We start from the raw sequence: 23,776 nt of genomic DNA, 5'->3' as shown, positions 1-23,776 counted from the left end.
CTACATGAACCTATCCGCCTGATACGTACCCTTGCCGCTTCTGAAAGCCAGAGTCGATGGTCCTTAAATCGCTTGGCTTGTTCAGTCACCGACTAGAGGTACTTACCATGGCTACTGAAACAACATTTTGTCTTTCCCGCTTATCGCTGGCTATCAAAGTAATGGCTGTGATGCCCATGACGTTCGTGGCCACGCAAGCCAACGCACTGAACATCTACCCAGGCCAGAACCTGGTTATAGACGGCACCTCGCAGGTCGATCGCTACGTCGTCAAAGAGGCGACCCTGACCTCCAATGGCGCGACGATGTTAGGCGTCAAGGCGCATGACTCCACGTTTACCATGAATGGCGGCAAGGTCAAAAATACCGCAGGCCAGGAAGTTGGCGTGGCGCTTTACGGCAGCAAGGGCACGCTGCGCGATGTCTCCATATTCAGTGGTGGGGCCCAAGGCCTGGTTGTCGGCACCCAATCGAATCGTGGCTCGACGGTGGAGGTGTTCGACAGCACCATAACCGGCGGCACATTTGGCATCGGGCTCGGCGGCTCCAGCACGCTGTTCTTGAGCAACACCCAGGTCAGTGGTGCAAACGCCGGCTTGAGAGCGTACGACGGACAACTCACCACCCAGGGCGGCCGGATATACGGCGGCACCAACGGGATAGTGGCGTATCGCTTGCCCACGATGGACGACCCTTCGGTGTTGAACCTCAACCAGACCGAGGTGGAGGGCGGCACAGGCGCCGCCATCCTGGTGGACTATCCCGGCGGTACCCAGATCAATATCAACGATGGCACTACCCTGCTCGGCGGCAATGGCAACATGCTCGAAATCGACCATGGCGGTGCAGCCGATGTGAATGTGTTCAACAGTGCCCTGAGCGGCAACGTTCAGGTCGGCAAAGACGGTGCCCTGGACTTGAAGATGGATGCCGCCTTCATGAATGGCGATATCGTCAACAGCGGCGGCACCGCTAACGTCGGCTTGAACAACGGCTCGGTGCTGACCGGACGTCTGGACAATGTCGACAAGCTGTCGGTCAACAGTGACGCCACCTGGGTGATGGTCGATGGGCAGCAGGCGCTCAACGCGCTGTCGATGAATGGCGGTAACGTCAAGTTCGGCGATTCGGGAGCCTTCTATAAGTTGGACGTGGCCAACCTGTCCGGCACGGGCGGTACGTTCATCATGAAGGCGGATTTTGGTCAGATGGCCGGGGACTTCCTGAATGTGACGGGCACCTCTTCCGGTGATCATCAACTGCTGATCGCCAGCACGGGGGCTGACCCGCTGTCCCAGCGCCTGCAGATGGTGCACACCGCCGACGGTGTCGCGAACTTCAGCCTCGCGGGCGGGCGAGTCGACCTCGGCACCTATTCGTATGACCTGGTGGCCGACAATCAAAACCATGACTGGTACCTTGACCCCGATAACAAAATCATCAGCCCGAGCACCAACTCTGTGCTGGCGCTGTTCAACGCGGCGCCGAGTGTGCTGTTGGGTGAAATGACCACCTTGCGCACGCGCATGGGGGAACTGCGTTTCAACGGCGGTCAGAGCGCCGGCTTGTGGACCCGCGCCTATGGCAACAAATATGAAGTGTCCAACGACAAGACAGGCCTGGGTTATAACCAGAGCCAGCGCGGGTTCACCCTGGGTGCGGATGCGCCGCTGGAGGCCGGCGACGGGCAGTGGTTGGTCGGTGTCATGGCCGGGCACAGCCAATCGGACCTGGACCTGAACCGGGGCAGCAAAGCGACCATCAACAGTTACTACATGGGTGGCTATGCCACCTGGCTGGACAGCGAGAGCGGCTTTTACTTCGACGGCGTGCTCAAGTTCAACCGCTTGCACAATGAATCCAACGTCGCCATGAGCGACGGCAAGAAGAGCAAAGGCAACTACACCCAGAATGCCACCGGCGCTTCGGCGGAGTTTGGCCGGCATATCACGCTGGATGATGGTTACTTCGTGGAACCCTATGGCCAGCTGTCGGCGGTGATCACCCAGGCCCAGAGCTACACGCTGGACAACGGTCTGAAAGCCAAGGGAGACCGCTCCAGTTCGGTCATCGGTGAAGTGGGCGTTACTGCCGGCAACAACATCCAACTCGACAGTGGCAGCATTCTGCAGCCCTACTTGAAGGCTGCCGTCAGCCATGAATTCGACCAGAGCAACAAAGTGTTCGTCAACGACAACTCGTTCAACAACGACCTGTCCGGCTCGCGGTTGAAGCTTGGGGCGGGTGTGGCGATGTCGGTCTCCCAGGAATTGAGCGTGCATGCGGACCTGGAACGCAGCGTGGGCAAGAATATCAAGCAGCCGTTGGGTATCAACGTCGGGTTGCGCTACGCATTCTAAGTAGCGCGGGTAACTTGGGCGGGCGCCTCCTTTGTGTTGAAGGAGGTGCGTTCCGTTCGTCGGTCAAGTTGCAAACCTGTCAGATTTGACAGTAGGCGGTTATTTGTTTTTGACGCTAACTGGATGGGCATTCTTTTATAAGGAGATTCCCATGCGTTATTCGTTCAAGAACACAATGATGCGGGCTGTACCTGGGGTGTTAGTGGCAGCGGGGATGGCCGTGCTGCTTGCTGCGTGTTCCAGCAGTCCTGAAAATATAGGCGTGGATGGTTATCCGAACCTGGATCCGCCCTGCACAAGTGCAGGCTATTTCAAAAGCGTATCGCCTGGCTGGTTTTACAGGTGCCGCTACGACGTGCAGAGCAACCGTTGGATAAAGTATCCGCAACAATGCCCGGCTGGCACGGAATTCAATCCCGCCACACGGAAGTGCGAATAACGTAAATGCTGCATCAATAAGCCTCTCTTCCGTACGGTCGAGAGGCTTTTTTGTGTGCTCAACAAGGATGCCGGGTGGCGTTGAAGTGCGTATTGAATAACGTCCGGGGACGTTCCGCGCAACATCGCCACTCGGCACCGTTTCTGCAGCTATGGAAGTTCTGCCACCAAAATATCATCCAGCGAAAACTCTGCCGGTGAGTACGTGCTTTTGAAGTAGATACGTATCGGCAAGTACTGAGAAGGCGCCCCGGCAGGCAGCGAGAAGGACAGGTCGTAGGTGTGCCACTTACCCTCGTGAATATAGACGAAGTTTTCTGACTGACTACCAAACTCAACGTATGTCAGGGGTTGGTAAGGGGACAAATCGACTTTCATTTTGAAGCTGATACGGTAGGTTCTACCGCTTTTGATGAAAAAGGTTTTAATCACGCCCGGCGTGATAGCGCTAGCGCCATTCAGCTTTGCATGCCAGTAATTGTTATTATTGAAGTTCCTGATCTCGCCAAGCCCATTGACCAGATTGGCCCAGCCATTCCAGAAGAACACTTCAAAATCCGTGAAGTCAGAGAGGCGCAGCGCTTTGATGAGGTAAGTACTCGATGGAAAGAGCGTCGCGTCCGCTTCTGTTTTGCTGCCGGTATACCCCACTGCGGCCGTCACTTTAACCGTGCTGCCATCGGGGAGTGCGGTGAACCAACCGAGGTCCGCCGGCTCGCGAATAATCCCGTGTTCGGCCTGCTCTTGACTGATGAGATCGCCGTTCAGCAGTGTCAACGGTCTTGATGCATCAGTGCTGTGGCATTTGAGCCAGATCGGTTGGTCCTTCCTGCTGAGCAGCCACCTTGCCAGGTCCACCCAGCAGTAGTTGGTGCTGACTGTATTGAGGTCCAAGAGCGAGCCGGGTTTCAGACTGTTGAGTGTGGGCTGCGGCAGCGGGTTGCCGCCCGGTATCTCATCGAAGCCCAGGACTCGCAGGTTCAATACCCTTGAGTCACGGGTGGAGCCGTTGTTTGTTACGTGGTACTGAATGCGTAGAACGCTTTCGAGGTGGTAGGCCAGTACCCAGTTGGGAAACACAAATAGCACATAGCCCACACGTGGGTTGCCGTATTGAGGCTCAATGGTCGGCAGTGCGATACCGGGCCTGCCTGTCAACTCGGGTTTGATAAGATCCTTCTCAGACATTGCAAACTGCACTCGAATGGTCACATTCGGCGTGCTGTCGGCCATCTTTGGATCAATGGTAGCGTTTTCGTCGTCCAAGGGCGTGCTGTTATAAACCAACGGCGCGGGGAGATCATGCTCGATAATGATTTTCATGGGGACGATTTCCGAAGCCCGCGTTGCAGCGTTTGGCCGTACACGCTCGTAGGAAATATCCATCTGTTTATTGGGTCTGATGAAGTCAAGTTCCACCTTGAAGGGCAGGTCCCGACCTTCCCAGAAGATGTCGATTGGGAGGGGCTGTGAGGGTGCGGTTCCTCCAGGTGCATCACCCCTGGCATGCAGGATGACGGTATCCCCGTCTTTGATATCGGGGTTGGCGGGCACCCAAATGTTGGCTCTTTCGGACGTCCCTAGGTCAAACTCGTAGGCGGGCGGCGGAGCCTCGTCAACGTCCGGTGCGGGCAGTGCGGCATATCGCGCATCAATATAAACCGTTGTTATCGGAGAGCGATGCCTGCCGTCGGCGGTTATCGTGAAGTACCAGATTTCCAGGGAGCCGCCCATGAGCAGGGCAATCGGCACGCCCAGCCCTCGGATAAGCTCAAAGGACACCTTGCCGGAGCCGATTTTGTCTACCGTATTGTCGTAGTAACTATGACCAGGGGACTTGCCCAGCACATGGAGTTCGACCTGGTCGTAGTAACCGAACCCGTGAACTTCGATGTCGACGTGCGCTTGGGTTAGATCAGCAGGAATTCGTCCATTGACGGCCTCGCGCACTTCAGGCGCGCGCAGGCCCCCGGAGGCAGAGCCGGTTACATAGACTTCCGTGATAAAGGAGCCTAGATTCTTCTCGTTATAACGGATTCGTTCATATTGAAGGAAACTGCGGCCGCCAACGAGAGGCTCCAGGTCGATCACCGGGCACGGAATTCTAAGTAGTCGCGAGGCGGTCGATTGCAGGGGGGCTGAATTGTAGATTTTACTCACCGGCAGTCCAGCCGCCGTGCCGCTGAGGCGTACCCTGATCACATCGTTGATGGCATAGTTGCGAGGTTCGATCAAGACAAGGATTGTCACCTGCGCGCCAGTCACCTTGCTCAGGTCCAGTGTGCCGTCGTCGTCAGCCTCCAGGAAGTGGCAAGCTGGCAACAAGTCTCTTGACCCATCGTCCAGATAGACTTGGAGGTATTCGGCTTCCGACCAGCCGTCGGAAGGGTTGCCGACTTCATCTTCCACGCTGAACAGGCAAGGGTGAGAACCATTGCCGATTTTTAGCCAATCGCTCTGACATACTTCAATGACAATGTCCTGGTAGGTTCCAGCCTCTTCCGGCAACACAGTGCGCTTGATGGTGTGGTCACCGATTTTCAGGTGAATGACATCGCGTACTGCCCGATGATCGGGCGGGGGCAATGACGTGTCGGCGGGATAGGAGGGAATTCCAACGGCTATGCACTTGCCATTGCTGAAGTCCGTCTCGGTGATGCCATCTCGCAGATACTTCGGATCAATGACCGGCTTGCGCAGGTTCGGGTTTACAGGGTGCGGGCTGGCCGGGTTCTCTCCGCCGGGCTGGCGTGTATCGACCTTAAGGAGGGTTCTTTTTGTTTCTCCGACGGCTTGGCCGAGGCGCGTCACTCTGATGTATGCGTAGACCAACCCATCGGAGATCACCGGCCGCGGTACGAACATGACTATCAATTGGTGGCCGTCAAGGTGTTGCTTCTGGATGGTCGTATGCGCCACGGGGTTCTTAAGCGTTCCCCAAAAACATTCCACATCGTCCAGCTCAGCCGCCTCCAGAAAGGGCAATAAGGCGAACAGCACCCCTTCCTCCTGCGACATTACCGCGATGCGGTTGATACCTGCATCAACACCCTGTACGCCCAGCGTGCGTGCCGGTATGTACAGGGTCAGGTCTGAGAGCGGCACTCTTTCGCCGGCCTTTATCAAGTTCAAGGTGGCATCGGAGGGAGGGGGGACCAGGTAACTCGTGTCGATGTGGGATCGCCGTGCAGACGGTGCCTTTTTTCTTTTCTCCTGCGCGCGAGGGATCGGGGCAGGCAGTGATTGCTGCTCTGAGTTGTCGGTCAGGTGTTGGCCGGATGGTGAAGATTCTTCATTGCTGTCCATGGTGAAACCCTCTGCAATCAGTGAGACACACGATGTCTACGGCCATTACGCAATGGCCGTAGCTGCGAAGAGGTGTAACGCGCGATGGGAGGCGCAACCAGCTGTGAGAGTTGACAGTGCCGACCAACGGTCATGGCCCGAATGAGGGGCATTCTCGCAGCGGATTGTCAGGGCTGGCGGTTCCAGTGTCGGAATAGCGGCTCGGCCAGGAATAGCACGAACAGCAAGCGCATCACCTGCATGGCCGTTACCAGGGGGACGGACAGTTGCAGTGTTTCGGCGGTAAGACTCATCTCGGCAATGCCGCCGGGCATCATGCCCAGGGTCAGCGAGCGCAGATCCAGGTGCGTCAGTGCACTCAGGCCCACGGCCGCCAGTGTCGCCAGCGCCATGGTCAAGACCGTGCCGATCAAGGTGCGGGCCATGAACGACGGAGCCCGGCGAAAGAACTGGCGGTTGAAGTGACAACCCAGGCCGCTGCCGATCAGCCATTGGCCGACCTGGCTACCGCCATCGGGCAGCCCGATATGCAGGTCGAACACCACACTGGCCGTCGCACTCACCAGCAATGGCCCGAACAACCAGGGGTTCGGCTGACGCAAACGCTGCCAGCCCCAGGCCACCATTGCGCCGAGTGGAAACAGCAACGCTAGCCACAGCCCGTTCACCGGCGCGGGATGAAACTGCGGCGCGCCGCCGCCCAGCACATACTTGAAGATCGCCGGTACACACAGCACCACCAGCAGCACGCGCAAACTCTGGCCGGCGGCAACACGGCTAAGCACCGCACCGTTGCGCGCGCCGAGGTTGACCATCTCGCCGGACCCGCCCGGCATGCTGGAAAAAAACGCGGTAGCGCGATCTTCACCACTGCGGCGCATCAACCACACGCCGACCACACTCGACAGGCTGGTGACCAGCGCGCCGAAAAAGATCAGCCCGAAGTGGCTCATCACCTGCTCGATCACCACCGGCGTGAAGTGCAAGCCAATGCCGATGCCCACCACCCATTGGCCGCATTTGCGCCCGCCGGGAATTTCCGCCAACTGCCACGGCGTCAGGCAACGCACCAGGATGATCGCCAGCAACGAGCCGACCATGTAGGGCAAAGGCCAGCCGACGAGGCTGGCCAGGTAACCGCCGGCCAGGCCGACCAGCGGTGTTCCCCACCACTGTTTAAAGGTGACGTCAGACATCGGCCACGGCACGACGCTGCAGGGCGCGTTTGCGGTAGATGCGCACCAGCGGGAACATCAGCATCAGCGCGGTCAGTACCCATACGCCAAAGGTGATCGGGCTCGACCAGAGGATGTCCAGTGCACCGTTGGAGATCGACAGCGCCCGGCGCAGGTTCTGTTCCATCAGGCCGCCGAGGATAAAGCCCAGCAACACCGGCGACAGCGGGAAATCGAGCTTGCGCAGGATGTAGCCGAAGATGCCGATCCCGACCATCAGGAACAGGTCGAACGTGGTGGCGTGAACCGCGTACACACCGATTGCGGTGATGATGGCGATCACCGGCACCAGCGCCCAGTTCGGCACGGCGAGGATACGGGTGAAGATGCGGATCATCGGGATATTGAGGATCACCAGCATGATGTTGGCGATAAACAACGACGCGATCAGGCCCCAGACAATGTCCGGTTGCTGTTGGAACAGCAGCGGGCCGGGCGTGATGTTGTACAGCGAGAGGGCGCCGATCATCACGGCTGTGGTGCCCGAGCCGGGCACGCCCAGGGTCAGCATCGGCACCAGGGCGCCGCAGGCGGAGGCGCCGATCGCGGTTTCCGGGGCGGCCAGGCCACGCATGTCGCCCTGGCCGAATTTGCCGCTGGCACCGGCCAGGCGTTTTTCGGTCATGTAGGCCACGGCGGACGCCAGGGTTGCACCGGCACCCGGCAACACACCCATGATGAAACCGAGCAAGCCACAGCGGATGTTAACCACGAACACCGCACCGGCTTCCTTGAGGTTGAACATCATGCGCCCGGTGGCTTTGACCGCTTCCTGGCCGCGGTGGGTTTTTTCCAGCAGCAACAGGATCTCGCTGATGGAGAACAGGCCCAGCACCAGCACCACAAACTGGATGCCATCGGTGAGGTGGATGTTGTCGCCGGTAAAGCGGTACACGCCGCTGTTGGCATCGATGCCCACCGCCGAGAGGAACAGGCCGATCAGCGCCGCCACAAAGGTCTTCAGCGGCTTGTCACCGGCCATGCCGCCCAGGCACACAATCGCAAATACCATCAGCACGAAATATTCCGCCGGGCCGAAGGCAATCGCCCATTTGGCCAGCAGCGGGGCGAACAGCACCATGCCGCAGGTGGCGATAAAGGCACCGATGAACGAACTCCAGGCCGACAACGACAGCGCCACACCGGCCAGCCCTTTACGGGCCATCGGGTAGCCGTCGAGGGTGGTCATTACGGTGGAGGCTTCACCCGGAATATTGAGCAGGATCGAACTGATGCGCCCGCCGTATTCGCAGCCCAGATACACCGCTGCGAGCAGGATCAACGCGGACTCGGGTGGCAGGCCCAGGGCGAATGCGATGGGGATCAACAGCGCCACGCCGTTGATCGGGCCCAGGCCCGGCAACAGGCCGACCACGGTGCCGATCAGCGTGCCGCACAGCGCGGTGATCAGGTTGTACGGGCTCAGCGCGACGCCGAAGCCCTGGCCCAGATAGCCAAAAGTATCCATATCAGTTCTCCAGAACGTCGAGCAGGCCGAGGGGCAGCGGCACATCCATGGCTTTATCGAACAGCAGGTACAGGCCGATAGCCATGAGGCCGACGATCACCACGCTGGGCATCCAGCGGCCGCCATACAGGCGCGCCATCGGGATGCCGATCAACATGCTGCTGAGGATGAAACCCAAGGATTCGAAGGTAGCGGCGAACACGAGCAACAGCGCCACGCAAATGCCGATCTTGACCAGGGTTTCGCGATCCAGCGCCGGTTCTTCTTCGGTGTACCGGGTGGGTTGCGGACGAAACAGCATGTAGATCAGCGCCAGGCTCATCAGCCCAAGCATCAGCAGCGGGTAGGCGCGGGGCCCGACCGGCTCGTAGGAAAACGCCGCCTGATATGGCCAGGCCATCAGGGCGAGGCCGGCGCAGGCCAGCAACAGCACGGCGGCGAAAATGCGTTGTAAGAGCATAGAAAACTCCAAGGCCCCTCTTGTAGGAGCGAGCTTGCTCGCGAAAAACTTCAACGATAACGCGTGCTGTCTGGACGCACGTGGATGTCCTTGGGTTCTTCGCGAGCAAGCTCGCTCCTACAGGGGCATTACACAAAAGAGGGGCGTTTACTGGATCAGGCCGAACTCTTTGGCCAGCACTTTGTAGTCAGCCACCTGTTTCTTCACATAGGTGTCCAGCTCCGGGCCGGTCATGGCGAAGGGGAACAGCTCGCGCTGGTCACGCAGCTTGGCGAACTCGTCGGAGGCCAGCAGTTTGTCGAACGCGTCTTTCCACCAGGCGTAGTCGGCATCGCTGACTTTTGGCCCGAGGTAGAAACCGCGCACCACGGGCCAAACGATGTCGTAGCCTTGCTCCTTGGCGGTCGGAATGTCTTTCATTTCCGGCTCGTCCAGGCGCTGCTCGGAGAACACCGCCAACAGGCGCATGTCACCGCTGAGGATATGTGGCATGGAGTCGGAGATGTCGGTACTGCCCACCTGGATGTGGCCGCCGAGCAACGCGGTAGCGATTTCGCCGCCGCCTTCGAGCGCGACGTAACGCAGCTCGCGCGGGTTGATCCCGGCCGCCTTGGCGATCAGCGCGGTTTGCATCCAGTCCTGGCTGCCGACTGTGCCGCCGGAACCGATCACCACGCTGCCCGGATCTTTCTTCAAGGCTTTTACGAGATCGTCGAGGCTCTTGTAGGGCGAATCACTTTTCACTGCGATGGCGCCGTAGCTGGTGCCCACCGCGGCGAGCCAGCGCACAGCGCTTTCATCGAAACGACCGAACTTGCCCTGGGCCAGGTTCAGCAACGAACCGCTGGACCAGGCCACCAGCGTGCCGGCATCCGCAGGGCGCTGAGCGACCACCGCGTTATAGGCCACGGCGCCCACGCCGCCTGGCATGTAGGTCACGCGCATTGGCTTGCTCAAGAGCTTCTGGTTGACCAGCGCGCTTTGCGCCAGTTTGCAGGTCAGGTCAAACCCACCGCCCGGGGAGGCCGGGGCGATGCATTCAGGTCGCTTGGGCTCGTCGGCGGCCAACAGGTGGCCGGCGAACAGCATGCAGCCGGCAGTCAGGGCCAGTTTACGCAGTGAAAGGGTCATGGTGATCTCCGTCTTGTTGTTATGAGTGGCTTACCAAGCGCTACTTAATCAGCGTGCGATGCCGTAGTTGACCCGCGGCGCGATGAGCCAGTACGGATCGTCATAGGGCACGGTGCTGTCGCCGGACAGGTGTAGGCCTGGCCAGGCGGCGAAAGGCCGGCAAGCGCGGCGGCACTGGCGGGAGCGGTGTGACTGAGGCGGGAATTATGAACAGGCGGGCAAGCCTGGGGCTGTGTCGACAGCATCGTGGTGCACTCCGTTATTGTTCTTATTTTGGCGAAAACGCGTCGAGGCGTTTTTCGGGCGCTACGGGTGAAGTAGCTCGGCGGGCATAAACCACCGTGACTGGATGCTAAAGGGCGAAGCTTTCACTAACCTTTCAGTTGCCTTTCAATGTTTTCGGGCTTCACAGGGCAGGTTGCGCCTGTAAACTGCCCGCCAAAGCGTGGCGTCGACCACTCCTGAACGAGGTAGAAATCCATGCGCGTCCTCCTGGTTGAAGACCATTTGCAACTCGCCGAAAGTGTCGCCCAAGCGCTCAAGAGCACGGGGTTGACCGTCGACGTACTGCACGATGGTGTGGCCGCGGACCTGGCCTTGAGCAGCGAGGAATACGCGGCGGTGATCCTCGATGTGGGGCTGCCGCGCATGGAGGGGTTCGAAGTGCTGGCACGCTTGCGCGCCCGTGGAAAAAACGTGCCGGTGTTGATGCTGACGGCCCGCAGCGATGTAAAAGACCGCGTACATGGCTTGAACCTGGGCGCTGACGATTACCTCGCCAAACCGTTTGAACTGACGGAACTCGAAGCGCGGGTCAAGGCGCTGCTAAGGCGCAGCGTGTTGGGCGGCGAACGCCAGCAGGCGTGCGGCGTGCTGGTTTACGACCTCGATACGCGGCGTTTTACGGTCGGTGGCGAATTGATGACCCTGACCTCGCGTGAGCAAGCCGTGCTTGAGGCGCTCATTGCCCGGCCTGGTCGGGTGATGAGCAAGGAGCAACTGGCCTCCCAGGTGTTCGGTCTCGACGAAGAAGCCAGCCCGGACGCCATCGAAATCTACGTGCACCGCCTGCGCAAGAAGCTCGACGGCCAGCCCATCGCCATTGTCACCTTCCGTGGCCTCGGCTACCTGCTGGAAGCCCGCGATGCATAAGCCCAGCAGTCTGCGCTGGCGCCTGCTGTGGAACCTGGCGCTGCTGCTGGTGCTGCTGATGCTTGCCAGCGGCATGAGCGCCTACTGGAACGGTCGCGAAGCCGCCGACACCGCCTACGACCGCACGCTGCTGGCCTCGGCGCGCACCATTGCCGCTGGCTTGACCCAGGTCGACGGCACGCTCAGCGCCAACGTGCCCTATGTGGCCCTGGATACGTTTGCCTACGACAGTGCCGGGCGTATTTATTACCAGGTCAACGATATCCATCAGAAGCTGATTTCCGGTTATGAAAACCTGCCCGGCCCGCCACCCGGAACCCCGCGCACTGACGATTACCCGGCCTTGGCGCGGTTCTACGACGCTGTGTATCAGGGGCAGCCGGTGCGCGTGGTAAGCCTGCTCAAGGCTGTTTCCGAGCCGAACATGAACGGCATGGCGGAGGTGCGTGTGGCGGAAACCGACGAAGCCCGTGTCGCCATGGCGCGCAGCCTGATGGCCGACACCTTGTTGCGCCTGGGCATGCTTGGCATTGGCGCGTTGTTACTGGTGTGGTTTGCCGTCAGCGCGGCGTTGCGCCCGCTGGAGCGCCTGCGCACGGCGGTGGAGGAACGCCAGCCCGACGACCTGCGACCCTTGCCGCTGGTGGAGGTGCAGGATGAGTTCGGCCCGCTGGTGCGGTCCCTCAATCATTTCACCGAACGCCTGCGCGGCCAGTTCGAACGCCAGGCGCAGTTTATTGCCGACGCCGCCCACGAGTTGCGCACGCCGCTGGCCGCGCTAAAGGCCCGCCTGGAACTCGGCTTGCGCGCCGAAGAGCCGGCCACGTGGCGCAGCACCCTGGAAACCGCGGCCCAGGGCACCGACCGTCTCACCCACCTGGCTAATCAGTTGTTGTCCCTGGCCCGTATCGAAAACGGTGCCAGGGCGATTGCCGAAGGCGGCGCGCAGCTGCTCGACCTCAGTCAACTGGCCCGGGAGTTGGGCATGGCCATGGCACCGCTGGCCCATGCGCGCGGCGTTGCCTTGGCGCTGGAGGCGGATGAACCGGTGTGGCTGCGCGGCGAACCGACGCTGCTCAACGAGTTGCTGAGCAACCTGGTGGACAACGCATTGGCTCACACACCACCGGGTGGCAACGTGATTTTACGGGTGACGGCGCCGGCGGTGCTGGAGGTCGAAGACGATGGCCCAGGTATCCCGCTGGAGGAGCGGGACCGGGTGTTCGAGCGATTTTATCGGCGCAGTCAGCAGGGTATGGGATCTGGCTTGGGGCTGGCGATTGTCGGGGAGATCTGCCGTGCGCATCTGGCGCAGATCAGCCTGCATGATGGCGCGTCGGCGGGGTTGAAAGTGCGAGTGAGCTTTATCGCCGGCGATCAATAGAACATTGAACGTGCTTCATCCAGCTCGAGGTGCAATTTCTCGCTGTCGGGGTCGACCCGCAGTTTTTTCATCGCCGGCACGTCCGTCATGTCGACTTTCGCCAGTGGATGTTCAGTGTTGCGGTGACAGAACAGCACGGCGATCTGCACCAGATCGATGTAATCGAGCGGGCCGCAGTCGCGTTCCAGGTTCAGGTACTGGCCCGGCAGTTTTGCCAGCATTTCCGGAAAGTCCCAGCCACTGAGCAACTTGTCGCCGAGTATCGGGTGGATGCTGTCGATCACGTGGTTGAGGCTGACCGGATCGGACAGCAACTCGTAATGGTCTTCGGCGTAGGTGAGGATCGGCAGCACGCCAATCTGGTGCACCAGGCCACCCAGGGCTGCCTGGTCCGGCTTGAGGTGGCTGTGCCGGCGACACAAGGCATAGCTGACGCCCGCTACCTCCAGGCTGCGGCGCCACACATCGCGCATTTTCTGCTCCACCACCTCGGAGCGGGCGTGAAAGATCTGCTCCATGACCAGGCCGATGGCCAGGTTGCTGCTGTAATTGGTGCCGAGCCGTGTGATGGCGGTGTGCAGGTCGGTGACTTCCTGAGTCGCCCTCAGCAACGGGCTGTTGACCACTTTGATCAGGCGCGCCGACAGGGCCGTATCGCGACTGATCACCTTGCTCAAATGGCTGATGCTGATCTCCGGGTCTTCGGCGGCCTGACGAATCTTCAGGGCCACCTCCGGTAACGTCGGCAGAACCAGGTCATCGTTGTCGATGGCCTTCACCAAAGCCTGTTGGACTTTTTCCGCCAGCTCGTTCATTCATGCTCTCTAGGGTGTTGCAAAAAAGGTGCGGCGATCAACGCTGGATTTCGCGATCGCGATCCAGCGCGTAGGGCAGGTCAAGCAACTGCAGGCCCGGGCCTTCCAGGCTGCCTAAGCGTACGTCGCCATTGTCGGCAGCTTCGGCTTGCAGCACGGCGAGAAGTTCAATTGACTGGTCAGCTTTTGCCGCGAGAACCACTTCGCCGATCGAACTATTATGGCTGGGGGCAAACAGTGCGGTGCCTGGCTCCGGCAATTGGGCCGCTATCAGGCTCAGGCGGTACAGGCGGCGTTTGAGTTTGCCCAGGTACTGCATGCGCGCGACGATTTCCTGGCCGGTGTAGCAGCCTTTCTTGAAGCTGACCCCGCCCACGGCTTGCAGATTGAGCATCTGCGGGATGAACAGTTCGCGGGTCTGCGGCATCACTTGGCCGATGCCGGCGCGAATCTGGCCCAGCAGCCATTCATTCAGTTCGGCTTGCGGCAGGGTTGCGGCCAGTTGGCTGCGCAGGCTCTCGGTGTGCTCGGCGGGTGTCCAGAGTTCCGCGCGGCCCGGCGATACACGCAGGGCGATCAGTGTCTCGGTGCGCACTACGCTGTCGGTTTCGAGCGGTAAGGCCAGGCCAAGGGCGGACAAGGTCTGATCGGCATTCGCCAGACCGAAACGCACCCAGGCGGCGCTTTCATCGGTGAGTTTGGATTTGGAGAACACCGCGTATTTCTTCAGGTCCGCCAGTTGCGGCTCGAGCAGTTCGCTGGCCATGGCCAGGAGCACGCCGTCACCTTGTAACAGGATGCGAAAACTCGACTGCATCCGGCCTTTTTGCGTGCAGCGCGCGCCCAGGCTGGCCTGGGTGTCACTCAGGTAATTGAGGTTGCAGGTCAATTGGCCCTGCAGGAACTTGGCAGCGTCAGCACCGCGGACGGCAAGAACGCCTTCGTGGGTCAGGGGGCAGAAGAAAGCAGAGTCGGCCATGGGTCATCGCAGGTTAAAAAGTCATAGGTGCATCATAGAGGGGCGCCCGGCAAATGCATAGTTTCCATGGGGCGCGACCAAAGCCGACTGTTCCGCTGCCGTCGGGCCTGTATACTTGCGCTCTATTTGAGGAGCGTTCCATGGTCGAAGCTGTAGAAATCAATCGCCTCTACTGGCACAGCCGTCGCGGCATGCTGGAATTGGACGTGTTGCTGGTGCCTTTCACCAAAGAAGTCTACGCAACGCTCAATCAAGTGGATCGCGACCTATACGTGCGACTGCTGACATGCGAGGACCAGGACATGTTCGGCTGGTTCATGGAGCGCGCTGAATCGGAAGATCCGGAGCTGCAGCGCATGGTTCGGATGATCCTGGATCGTGTCCAGCCCAAGTAATCGTTTCGAATGCCGCTGGCAGGCCTCGCGGCTGTTGCTGGCGGCTTATCTGCTTGCCCAGCTGCTCGCGCTGGGTGCCTGCCGGGTTGTCGACCTGCCTTTTGCGTCCCTTGGCCTGCTGGTATGCCTGGCCCATGCTGCGTGGGTGTTGCCGCGACATGTCTTGCTGACTCACCGCTCGTCGGTTCAGGGCCTGCGCCGCGATGAGGACGGCTGGCAACTGTTCAGCGCCGAGCGCGGCTGGCACAGCGTGCAGTTGCGGCCCGACAGCCTGGCGCTGCCGTTGGTCGTGGTGCTGCGCTATCGCGTGCAGGGTGAGCGCTGGGTGCGCTCCATTTGCGTGCCTCGCGACTCGCAGACCGCCGATGTGCACCGGCGCCTGCGCGTACGCTTGAAGTTCAGTCGCCGTAGGTGGCAGGCACCAGAATAGTGTCGCGGGCCTCGGGCAGCATCTGCGGGTAGTCCAGGGTGTAATGCAGGCCCCGGCTTTCCTTGCGCTCCATGGCCGAGCGAATCATCAGCTCGGCGACTTGAGCCAGGTTGCGCAGTTCGATCAGGTCGCGACTGACTTTATAGTTGCTGTAGAACTCGTCGATTTCATCCAGCAGCAAACGCACCCGGTGCTGTGCCCGTTGCAGGCGCTTGTTGGTGCGCACGATCCCCACGTAGTCCCACATGAAGCGCCGCAGCTCGTCCCAGTTGTGCGCGATGATCACGTCTTCGTCCGAATCCGTCACCTGGCTGGCGTCCCAACGGGGCAGGGCGGCCGGCACCGGGATGCGCGGCAGTTGTTCAAGGATGTCCGCCGCCGCCGAGCGCGCGTACACAAAGCATTCGAGCAGCGAATTGCTGGCCATGCGGTTGGCGCCGTGCAGGCCGGTGAAGCTGGTTTCGCCGATGGCGTACAGGCCTGGCACGTCGGTGCGGCCATGCTGGTCGACCATCACGCCGCCGCAGGTGTAGTGCGCGGCAGGCACCACCGGGATCGGGCCTTTGGTGATGTCGATGTTGAAGGTCAGGCAACGTTCGTAGACGGTGGGGAAGTGCGTCTTGATGAAGGCCTCTGGTTTGTGGCTGATGTCCAGGTAGACGCAGTCGATACCCAGGCGCTTCATTTCATGGTCAATGGCGCGGGCGACGATGTCGCGCGGTGCCAGCTCGGCGCGTGGGTCGAAGCGCTGCATGAAGCGTTCGCCATTGGGCAGCTTCAAGTGTGCGCCTTCGCCGCGCAAAGCCTCGGTGATCAGGAAGCTCTTGGCCTGGGGGTGATACAGGCACGTGGGGTGGAACTGGTTGAATTCCAGGTTCGCCACGCGGCAGCCTGAGCGCCAGGCCATGGCGATGCCGTCGCCGCAGGCTCCGTCGGGGTTGCTGGTATAGAGGTAGACCTTGGCTGCGCCACCCGAGGCAAGGAGGGTGAAGCGCGCGCCATAGGTGTCGACTTCGCCGCTGGCGCGGTTCAGCACATAGGCGCCGAGGCAGCGCTGGCCGGCAAGGCCCAGGCGTTTTTCGGTGATCAGGTCGACGGCGACGCGCTGCTCCAGCAATTCGATATTGGGCCGTTGGCGGGCCTGGTCGAGCAGCGTCTTGAAGATGGCGGCGCCAGTGGCATCGGCGGCGTGGATGATGCGGCGATGGCTGTGGCCGCCTTCACGGGTCAGGTGGAACTCGAATCCGCCGTCGTCGTTGCCTGCATGCTCATCGCGCGTGAAGGGCACGCCCTGGTCGATCAACCATTGGATGGCTTCCCGGCTATGCTCGACCGTGAAGCGCACCGCGTCTTCATTGCACAGCCCGCCGCCGGCATTGAGGGTGTCTTCGACATGGGATTGGACGGTATCGGTGTCGTCCAGCACGGCAGCGACGCCGCCTTGGGCCCAGAATGTCGAACCGTTGGCCAGGTCGCCCTTGCTCAGTACGGCAATGCGCAGGTGGCCAGGGAGGGTCAGCGCCAGGCTCAAGCCGGCGGCGCCGCTGCCGATCACCAGGACATCGTGTTGAAACTGTTGGCTCATTGAATGGATTCCGCAAAAAGCGATCCGGAGAGGAGGCGCAAGCAGGACGCCTGGATCGGCGAATCAAAGGGGCACACGGGCCACTAGTATATAGAGGGGTGGAGCGGCACAATAGCTAGGCATTCGTGGCATTGTGAGATTACGGTGCACAGCTTCGGTTACACAGCCAGTCAGCGAGCGGGAACTTTTTGCATAGGCCCCGACTCAATAGCAGGTTGCCCGAAAGCTGGGAAGACGTTGAGTTTATTGGCCCGTCGGGAGCATTGGACGCGTCAGAAGACCGACGACAAGATTATTCGCGCAGCCGGCGTTGCCTGAGCTGCGTTTTTCGTGTGTGCCAAATCAGTGCGTGCCGGAAACTTGCTTGAAGGGGGAGAACTTTTGCGAAAAGCCCGAGTCTATGTTTGCAAGCCTGATCGTTTAGTTATGCAAGCCTCCTTCGAGTACAACGAGGAGTGTTCATGCTAACCCAGGAAGAGGATCAGCAGCTGGTCGAGCGCGTACAACGCGGCGACAAGCGCGCATTTGATCTGTTGGTGCTGAAATATCAGCACAAAATTCTCGGGTTGATCGTGCGGTTTGTGCACGACACCCATGAAGCGCAGGACGTTGCACAGGAAGCCTTTATCAAGGCGTACCGTGCACTGGGCAATTTCCGCGGTGATAGCGCGTTTTATACGTGGCTGTACCGCATCGCCATCAACACGGCGAAGAACTATCTGGTGTCTCGCGGTCGCCGCCCACCAGACAGTGATGTCAGTTCAGAAGATGCTGAATTTTATGATGGTGATCACGGCCTCAAAGATCTCGAGTCGCCGGAGCGTGCGTTGCTGCGCGACGAGATCGAGGGAACCGTTCATCGAACGATTCAGCAACTGCCAGAAGATTTACGTACGGCGTTAACTTTACGTGAATTCGATGGTCTGAGTTACGAAGACATTGCGAGCGTCATGCAATGTCCGGTGGGGACTGTAAGGTCACGGATTTTCCGGGCCCGGGAAGCCATCGACAAAGCCTTGCAACCGTTGTTGCAGGAAAACTAAAGACAGCGGCGACAGCCAAGAGAGGAACCGCCATGAGTCGTGATGCCCTGCAGGAATCGCTGTCCGCAGTGATGGATAACGAAGCGGATGAACTGGAACTTCGTCGAGTGCTCAACGCATTTGATGATGCTCAAACCCGTGATACCTGGTCTCGTTACCAAGTCGCTCGGGCGGTGATGCACAAGGATCTTCTAATCCCTCGTCTGGATATTGCTGCGGCCGTTTCTGCCGCGTTGGCCGATGAAGCCGTTCCGGCAAAAGCTGCACGTGGTCCATGGCGTAGCCTGGGTCGCCTGGCAGTTGCTGCTTCGGTGACTGTCGCCGTGCTGGCCGGTGTTCGTTTGTACAACCAGGACGAAATCGCGGGTGCCGAACTGGCCCAGCAGACGCAGCAGCCGGTCATGGCCGGTCCGCAAGTCAAAGGTCCGGCTGTACTGGCTGGCTACAAGGAAAGCTCTGACACCGCCGGCCCTATGGCTAACGGTGTGCTTCAAGGGCAATCCGGCTGGCAGGACCAGCGTCTACCCGGCTACCTGCGCCAACATGCACAGGAAGCGGCGGGCAAGAATGCTGAAAGTGCCCTGCCATACGCTCGCGCAGCAAGCCTGGAAAACCGCTGAACCGTTAAGGAGCCCTATGCGCGCCATACCGCTCCTTACGCTTTTGCTCAGTAGTTGGTTTGCACTACCCGCCCATGCCGATGAAGCCCAAGACTGGCTGACTCGACTTGGGCGTGCAGAGCAGCAGCAAAGCTTTCAAGGTACGTTCATCTATGAGCGTAACGGCAGTTTTTCTACTCACGACATCTGGCATCTGGTCCAGAACGGTCAGGTCCGGGAGCGGCTATTGCAGCTCGATGGCTCTGCCCAGGAAGTCGTACGGGTAGACGGCCATGCCCAATGTGTCAGCGGCACACTGGTGGCCGGCGTGGGCAATACCCGTGACGGGTCGTCACGTTCCCTGAACCCGCAAAAACTCAATCAATTCTATGAACTGGCTGTCATCGGCAAGTCCCGCGTGGCCGGTCGTAATGCGGTTATCGTGTCGATCACCCCGCGTGATCATTACCGTCATGGTTTCGAGCTGCATCTGGATCGTGAGACTGGATTACCCCTCAAATCGTTGCTGCTCAGTGAGCAGGGGCAACTGCTGGAACGCTTTCAGTTTGTTCGATTGAATACGTCCGTAGCCCCCACTGATCGTGATTTGCGGCCCAGCAGCGAATGCACCCCTGTCGCGATTGTCCATGGCAAGGCAGCGCGAACGCCCGCTTCCAATGCGTGGCACCTGGATTGGCTGCCACCCGGCTTTGAGCTGACCGGGAATACATCTCGCAAAGATCCTCAGACCCAAGCCACCCTCGACAGCTTGATGTATGACGATGGGCTTGCGCGTTTCTCGGTGTTCCTGGAATCCACTGACGGTGCGAGCGTGTCGCAGACTCGCACTCAGCTTGGGCCTACGGTTGCGGTGTCCCGGCACTTGAATACGGTGGACGGCGAGGTCATGGTGACGGTGGTGGGGGAAATCCCGATCGGCACGGCCGAGCGCGTCGCATTGTCGGTTCGCGGTGAAAAGACCGCAGCCAAACCATGAGTCGTTAATCCGGTGTTCATCTTGATCTTTCACTCTGCCCCCATGCCAGGGTGCCTGCCGAGAGCATGAAATGTCTGGATCAGCATTTTCACTTGCAAAAAATCTTTATGTTTTTTATAGGTCAGGGCTTCTCGGCCCTGGCCTTGTCTGTTCGCGGAACAAAAAATGCCGGTCGCGATTTTTGGCTTTTTTTGAACCCTGTCGCTCAACCCTGCTCGTCGTAACGGGAGCTGTATGTCGATACCACGTTTGAAGTCTTACCTATCCATAGTCGCCACGCTGTTGGTGCTGGGTCAGGCCGTGCCCGCGCAAGCGGTCGAACTGCCTGACTTCACCCAACTGGTAGAGCAGGCCTCGCCTGCGGTGGTGAACATCAGTACTACGCAGAAATTGCCGGATCGCAAGGTTTCGAACCAGCAGATGCCCGACCTGGAGGGCCTCCCGCCGATGCTGCGCGAATTCTTCGAGCGAGGCATGCCGCAACCCCGCGCCCCGCGCGGTGGTGGCGGTGGCCAGCGTGAAGCGCAGTCCTTGGGTTCGGGGTTCATCATTTCCCCTGACGGCTACATCCTGACCAACAACCACGTGATTGCCGACGCTGACGAGATCCTCGTACGCCTGGCCGATCGCAGTGAGTTGAAAGCCAAGCTGGTCGGCACCGACCCGCGTTCGGACGTTGCCTTGCTGAAAATCGAAGGCAAAGACTTGCCGGTGCTTAAACTGGGCAAGTCCCAGGACCTGAAAGCGGGCCAGTGGGTGGTGGCGATCGGTTCGCCGTTCGGTTTTGACCACACTGTCACCCAGGGCATCGTCAGCGCCATTGGTCGCAGCCTGCCAAATGAAAACTATGTACCGTTCATTCAGACCGACGTGCCGATCAACCCGGGCAACTCCGGAGGTCCGCTGTTCAATCTGGCGGGCGAGGTGGTAGGGATCAACTCGCAGATCTACACCCGTTCCGGTGGTTTTATGGGGGTATCTTTCGCGATTCCGATCGACGTGGCCATGGATGTCTCCAATCAGCTGAAAGCTGGTGGCAAAGTGAGCCGCGGTTGGCTGGGTGTGGTGATCCAGGAAGTGAACAAGGACCTCGCAGAATCGTTCGGTCTCGACAAACCGGCGGGTGCGCTGGTCGCGCAGATCCAGGATGACGGCCCGGCTGCCAAAGGTGGCCTGCAGGTCGGCGACGTGATCCTGAGCATGAACGGCCAGCCGATCATCATGTCGGCCGACTTGCCGCATCTGGTAGGTGCGCTAAAGGCGGGTAGCAAAGCCAAGTTGGAAGTGATTCGCGATGGCAAGCGCCAGAATGTCGAACTCACCGTCGGCGCAATCCCGGAAGAGGGTGCGACCCTGGATGCCCTGGGTAACGCCAAGCCAGGTGCCGAGCGCAGCAGCAATCGCCTGGGCATTGCCGTGGTTGAGCTGACACCCGAGCAGAAGAAGACCTTCGACCTCAAGAGCGGTGTCGTGATCAAGGAAGTCCAGGACGGTCCAGCCGCCTTGATCGGCCTGCAGCCTGGCGATGTGATCACTCACCTGAACAACCAGGCGATCGATAACACCAAGGAATTCACCGACATCGCCAAGGCGTTGCCGAAGAATCGCTCGGTGTCGATGCGTGTGTTGCGTCAGGGGCGTGCCAGCTTCATCACCTTCAAGCTGGCCGAGTAACCTTCCAGCCCAATAAAAAGCCCCGCCATTGAAGGATGGCGGGGCTTTTTTGTGGGCGATGGGTTTAGCTCATCATCCCTTTCACCAGGCGTTCCTGTTCGATCAACTCACGCTGGCGTGCATCGATTCGCGAGGACAGCGGGAAGTTGTTGCCGGCGCGGCGCTTGGCAAAGTCCAATTGCTGGATGGCTTGCTGGAAATCGCCCACCAAGGCGAAGTATTCAGCGCGCGCCTGATGCAGGCCGATGATGTTGCCCGACAAGCCGCGCGTCTCGGCGACCTGATACCACACGTCCGGATCATCCGGGCGGGACTTGAGCAGGCCATCCAGGGCTTTTTCCGCATCGGCGGTACGGTTCTGTTTGAGCAGCAAATCGACGCGTACCTGGTTCAGCGGATAATTGCTGGGGTACTGGGTCAGCATGCGGTCGGTGCGTTGTTGGGCGTCCGGCATGCGATTGCTGGTGATGTCCAGTTCGATCTGCGCCAGGTTGTAGGTAATGTCGTTGGGCGCCTTGGCCAGCAGCGGCGCCAGGCTTTCCCGGGCTTCCTTGAGCTGGGTGCCCTTGATCTGGGCGATGGCCAGGCCATAACGCGCTACATCGTTCTTCGGATTCTCGTCCAGCTGTGCCTGGAAACGCTTGGCGGCGAGGCCGGGGGTGTCTTCATACTTCAATTGCACCCGCGCGCGAATCAACTGATAGCGCAGGCTGTCTTCCTTGCCGCCAGGCTTGGCTTGTTCGGCGCGGTTGCGGGTGTCGGCGATCCGCGATTCGGTGACCGGGTGCGTCAGCAGGAATTCCGGTGGCTTGGCATCGAAACGGTACTGGCGCATCAGGCGCTCGAACATGGTGGGCATGGAGCGCGGGTCATAGCCGGCTTTCTCCAGGTTGAGGATGCCGATACGGTCGGCTTCCTGCTCATTCTGGCGAGAGAATCGACGCTGCTCCTGGATCGCAGCGGCCTGGGAACCGGCAATCGCGGCAATACCCGCATCGCCGGCGCCGGCTGCGGCGGCAATGATGCCGCCGAGCAGGGCCGCCATCATCGGGATCTGCATGCGCGACTGCGCTTCCACGCCCCGGGCAAAGTGGCGCTGGGACAAGTGCGCCAATTCGTGGGCCAGCACCGATGCGTATTCACCTTCGGTCTGGGCATTGAGGAACAGGCCGCCATTGACCCCGACGATCCCGCCGGGTGCGGCGAAGGCGTTGAGCTGCGGGCTGTTGATCAGGATGAATTCCAGGCGCCGGTCGTTGACCTGGCTGGTTTCCACCAGCTTGTAGACGCTGGTTTCGACGTAATCCTTGAGCTGTGGATCATTGAGCTGCGAGACCTGGCCGCGCAGATAAGCCAGCCATGCGCGGCCCAGTTGATATTCCTGTTGCGGCGAGACAATGGCAGAACTGGCGTCGCCGAGTGACGGCAGCTCATCAGCGAAGGCCGGGGAGGCCAGCAGGCAGGCCAGCGTCAGCAGGGTAGGGCGCAAAAAAGTCATGCACAAAGCCTTTCGACAAAGAGCTTACTGTAGCCGGACACTGAGCTTCGGACCAGATATTCTAAGCCGCTCAAATGTTTGCCTGGAGTAACACCATGATCGACGCTGTTGCCTTTGATGCCGAACTCGATGCCAGCGGCCTCAATTGCCCGTTGCCCTTGCTCAAGGCCAAGCTGGAACTCAACCGACTGGCCAGCGGTGCCGTACTCAAGGTCACCGCCACAGACGCCGGTTCCCAGCGTGACTTCCGCACCTTTGCCAGGCTGGCGGGCCATACGCTGGTCCAGGAAGAAGAGTCTGCTGGTGTGTACCGTTACTGGTTGCGCAAGGCCTGATGGCCTTATAAACGCCAATCAGGCCTGGTTCAGCGCCTGCGCCGCCGCCAAAACAGCGTCCACATGCCCCGGCACCTTCACGCCGCGCCATTCCTGACGCAGTACACCCTCGCTGTCGATCAGAAAGGTGCTGCGATCCACGCCCAGGTATTCCTTGCCGTAGAGTTTCTTGAGCTTGATTGCATCAAACAGCTGGCACACCGCTTCGTCCTTGTCGCTGATCAACTCGAAGGGGAACGCCTGCTTGGCCTTGAAGTTCTCGTGAGACTTCACGCTGTCACGCGACACGCCGAACACCTCGGTGTTGGCGGCCTTGAACGCTGCGTACTGGTCACGAAAACCCTGGCCTTCGGTGGTACAGCCCGGCGTGCTGTCCTTGGGGTAGAAGTAGATCACCACTTGCTTGCCCTTGAGGGCTGCGAGGCTGAAGGTCTGGCCGCTGGTGGACTGGGCTTGGAAATCGGCTACAGGTGTGTCGATGGCTACCGGCAT

General features: G+C 60.1%; 21 protein-coding genes. 11 read left to right on the top strand and 10 right to left on the bottom strand.

Annotation, left to right across the window (positions count from 1 at the left end; all coding sequences use genetic code 11):
* The first annotated feature begins 170 nt into the window (after nt 1–170).
* Both BFQ04_RS01555 and BFQ04_RS29115 read left to right on the top strand, forming a co-directional pair.
* Complete coding sequence (locus BFQ04_RS01555; protein ID WP_371914474.1) at nt 171–2,360, top strand: autotransporter outer membrane beta-barrel domain-containing protein; 2,190 nt, start codon at nt 171–173, stop codon at nt 2,358–2,360.
* Between the two features lie 151 nt (nt 2,361–2,511).
* Nucleotides 2,512–2,799 carry a chitin-binding domain-containing protein gene (locus BFQ04_RS29115; protein WP_139111886.1) on the top strand — a complete coding sequence of 96 codons (288 nt, stop codon included), beginning with the start codon at nt 2,512–2,514 and terminating at the stop codon, nt 2,797–2,799.
* 149 nt (nt 2,800–2,948) lie between these two features.
* On the opposite strand, the gene BFQ04_RS01550 is transcribed toward BFQ04_RS29115, so the two are convergent.
* From BFQ04_RS01550 to BFQ04_RS01530, 5 genes are all read right to left on the bottom strand, one after another.
* Nucleotides 2,949–6,104, bottom strand: coding sequence for a hypothetical protein (locus BFQ04_RS01550; RefSeq protein WP_065949269.1), 3,156 nt, complete (start codon nt 6,102–6,104; stop codon nt 2,949–2,951).
* A 167-nt stretch (nt 6,105–6,271) separates the two neighbouring features.
* Entirely contained in the window at nt 6,272–7,300 is a 1,029-nt protein-coding gene (locus tag BFQ04_RS01545; RefSeq protein ID WP_065949268.1) for an AbrB family transcriptional regulator, read from the bottom strand.
* Nucleotides 7,293–8,807, bottom strand: a complete 1,515-nt coding sequence (locus BFQ04_RS01540) for a tripartite tricarboxylate transporter permease (protein WP_065949267.1) — start codon at nt 8,805–8,807, stop codon at nt 7,293–7,295. The genes BFQ04_RS01545 and BFQ04_RS01540 overlap by 8 nt, the downstream gene beginning before the upstream one ends.
* Before the next feature lies 1 nt (nt 8,808).
* Nucleotides 8,809–9,267, bottom strand: a complete 459-nt coding sequence (locus BFQ04_RS01535; protein WP_065949266.1) for a tripartite tricarboxylate transporter TctB family protein — start codon at nt 9,265–9,267, stop codon at nt 8,809–8,811.
* Between the two features lie 147 nt (nt 9,268–9,414).
* Nucleotides 9,415–10,404 (bottom strand): Bug family tripartite tricarboxylate transporter substrate binding protein, encoded by a 990-nt coding sequence (locus tag BFQ04_RS01530; protein WP_162515436.1) that lies wholly within the window; start codon nt 10,402–10,404, stop codon nt 9,415–9,417.
* Between the two features lie 474 nt (nt 10,405–10,878).
* On the opposite strand from BFQ04_RS01530, the gene BFQ04_RS01525 reads away from it, so the two are divergent.
* Together BFQ04_RS01525 and BFQ04_RS01520 are read left to right on the top strand one after the other, a co-directional pair.
* A complete protein-coding gene (locus BFQ04_RS01525) occupies nt 10,879–11,550 on the top strand; it encodes a response regulator (protein ID WP_065949264.1) in 672 nt (223 codons plus the stop codon).
* The gene (locus tag BFQ04_RS01520; protein ID WP_065949263.1) at nt 11,543–12,934 is read left to right on the top strand and encodes a sensor histidine kinase; all 1,392 of its coding nucleotides are present in this window, start codon (nt 11,543–11,545) and stop codon (nt 12,932–12,934) included. Before BFQ04_RS01525 ends, BFQ04_RS01520 begins: the two co-directional genes overlap by 8 nt.
* Here the strand turns inward: BFQ04_RS01520 and BFQ04_RS01515 are convergent.
* Entirely contained in the window at nt 12,928–13,749 is an 822-nt protein-coding gene (locus BFQ04_RS01515) for an HDOD domain-containing protein (RefSeq protein ID WP_065949262.1), read from the bottom strand. The two genes, BFQ04_RS01520 and BFQ04_RS01515, sit on opposite strands and share 7 nt — an antisense overlap.
* 37 nt (nt 13,750–13,786) lie before the next feature.
* Nucleotides 13,787–14,728 carry a CAF17-like 4Fe-4S cluster assembly/insertion protein YgfZ gene (locus BFQ04_RS01510; protein WP_065949261.1) on the bottom strand — a complete coding sequence of 314 codons (942 nt, stop codon included), beginning with the start codon at nt 14,726–14,728 and terminating at the stop codon, nt 13,787–13,789.
* 140 nt (nt 14,729–14,868) lie between these two features.
* On the opposite strand from BFQ04_RS01510, the gene BFQ04_RS01505 reads away from it, so the two are divergent.
* A complete protein-coding gene (locus BFQ04_RS01505; RefSeq protein ID WP_065949260.1) occupies nt 14,869–15,123 on the top strand; it encodes an FAD assembly factor SdhE in 255 nt (84 codons plus the stop codon).
* A complete protein-coding gene (locus BFQ04_RS01500) occupies nt 15,107–15,553 on the top strand; it encodes a protein YgfX (protein WP_065949259.1) in 447 nt (148 codons plus the stop codon). Before BFQ04_RS01505 ends, BFQ04_RS01500 begins: the two co-directional genes overlap by 17 nt.
* Here BFQ04_RS01500 and nadB read toward each other — a convergent pair.
* Nucleotides 15,522–17,138 carry an L-aspartate oxidase gene (nadB, locus tag BFQ04_RS01495; protein WP_065949258.1) on the bottom strand — a complete coding sequence of 539 codons (1,617 nt, stop codon included), beginning with the start codon at nt 17,136–17,138 and terminating at the stop codon, nt 15,522–15,524. The two genes, BFQ04_RS01500 and nadB, sit on opposite strands and share 32 nt — an antisense overlap.
* A gap of 461 nt (nt 17,139–17,599) precedes the next feature.
* Between nadB and rpoE the strand changes: the two genes are divergently transcribed.
* The 4 genes from rpoE (at nt 17,600) to BFQ04_RS01475 (ending at nt 21,451) form a co-directional block, all read left to right on the top strand.
* A complete protein-coding gene (rpoE, locus tag BFQ04_RS01490) occupies nt 17,600–18,181 on the top strand; it encodes an RNA polymerase sigma factor RpoE (protein ID WP_003172477.1) in 582 nt (193 codons plus the stop codon).
* Between the two features lie 32 nt (nt 18,182–18,213).
* Nucleotides 18,214–18,801, top strand: coding sequence for a sigma-E factor negative regulatory protein (locus tag BFQ04_RS01485; RefSeq protein WP_057723059.1), 588 nt, complete (start codon nt 18,214–18,216; stop codon nt 18,799–18,801).
* Between the two features lie 16 nt (nt 18,802–18,817).
* Nucleotides 18,818–19,777, top strand: coding sequence for a MucB/RseB C-terminal domain-containing protein (locus BFQ04_RS01480; protein WP_065949257.1), 960 nt, complete (start codon nt 18,818–18,820; stop codon nt 19,775–19,777).
* Nucleotides 19,778–20,011: 234 nt separating this feature from the next.
* Nucleotides 20,012–21,451: a DegQ family serine endoprotease gene (locus BFQ04_RS01475; RefSeq protein ID WP_065949256.1), complete on the top strand. Its 1,440-nt coding sequence runs from the start codon at nt 20,012–20,014 to the stop codon at nt 21,449–21,451.
* 64 nt (nt 21,452–21,515) lie between these two features.
* Here BFQ04_RS01475 and BFQ04_RS01470 read toward each other — a convergent pair whose 3' ends face one another.
* On the bottom strand, nt 21,516–22,949 hold the full coding sequence (locus BFQ04_RS01470) for a M48 family metalloprotease (RefSeq protein WP_065949255.1): 1,434 nt from the start codon (nt 22,947–22,949) through the stop codon (nt 21,516–21,518).
* 95 nt (nt 22,950–23,044) lie between these two features.
* Here BFQ04_RS01470 and BFQ04_RS01465 point away from each other — a divergent pair, with 95 nt between their 5' ends.
* Nucleotides 23,045–23,284 carry a sulfurtransferase TusA family protein gene (locus BFQ04_RS01465; RefSeq protein ID WP_065949254.1) on the top strand — a complete coding sequence of 80 codons (240 nt, stop codon included), beginning with the start codon at nt 23,045–23,047 and terminating at the stop codon, nt 23,282–23,284.
* 18 nt (nt 23,285–23,302) lie between these two features.
* On the opposite strand, the gene BFQ04_RS01460 is transcribed toward BFQ04_RS01465, so the two are convergent.
* Nucleotides 23,303–23,776: a peroxiredoxin gene (locus BFQ04_RS01460; RefSeq protein ID WP_065949253.1), complete on the bottom strand. Its 474-nt coding sequence runs from the start codon at nt 23,774–23,776 to the stop codon at nt 23,303–23,305.

The sequence above is a fragment of the Pseudomonas sp. 37 R 15 genome (genome assembly GCF_900004865.1).
In the GTDB taxonomy this organism is placed as follows: Bacteria; Pseudomonadota; Gammaproteobacteria; order Pseudomonadales; family Pseudomonadaceae; genus Aquipseudomonas; species Aquipseudomonas fluorescens_AM.
Note: the sequence above shows the minus strand (reverse complement) of the source record. Positions and strands in the feature narration are given on the sequence as shown.